The 380-nt window shown below is 58.7% G+C and carries 1 protein-coding gene; it reads right to left on the minus strand.

Features of this window, described 5'->3' with window-relative positions:
* Positions 1-325: TrkA family potassium uptake protein (locus FY251_RS22285; protein ID WP_148417045.1), on the minus strand; the 325-nt coding region annotated here is incomplete at its 3' end.
* Positions 326-380 lie beyond the last annotated feature (55 nt).

A 380-nucleotide genomic window follows, 5' to 3' on the forward strand; every position in this document is an offset into this window, starting at 1 on the left:
GCTTAAAGAGGTTCATGTGCTCCGGATTGTGGACGACCGAGACGATTGCGGGGATGTCCAGTTCCTGTGCCAGGAGGGACACCATGACGTTGGTCGCATCCTGGTCCGTCGTCGTGATGATGGCATCCGCGCGGTCGGCACCGGCATCCTCAAGCGTCTCTTTGACGGTCGCATCCGCGTTGAGGACCATACAGTCGAACTCGCTGGCGACTTCGTCCGCCCTCGCCGCGTCCCGCTCGATGACGACGACTTCGTTTCCGGTTCCCGTTGCAATCTCGATGAGCGGCGTTCCGATATCGCCTGCTCCGACAGTGATTATGTACATATGTTCTGTGTGCTAGGTGCTGTAAAATCCGCAGACACCAGGGATCACGCCTCAC

Origin of the sequence: Haloferax sp. KTX1 (genome assembly GCF_902410085.1) — an archaeon.
In the GTDB taxonomy this organism is placed as follows: domain Archaea; phylum Halobacteriota; class Halobacteria; order Halobacteriales; family Haloferacaceae; genus Haloferax; species Haloferax massiliensis.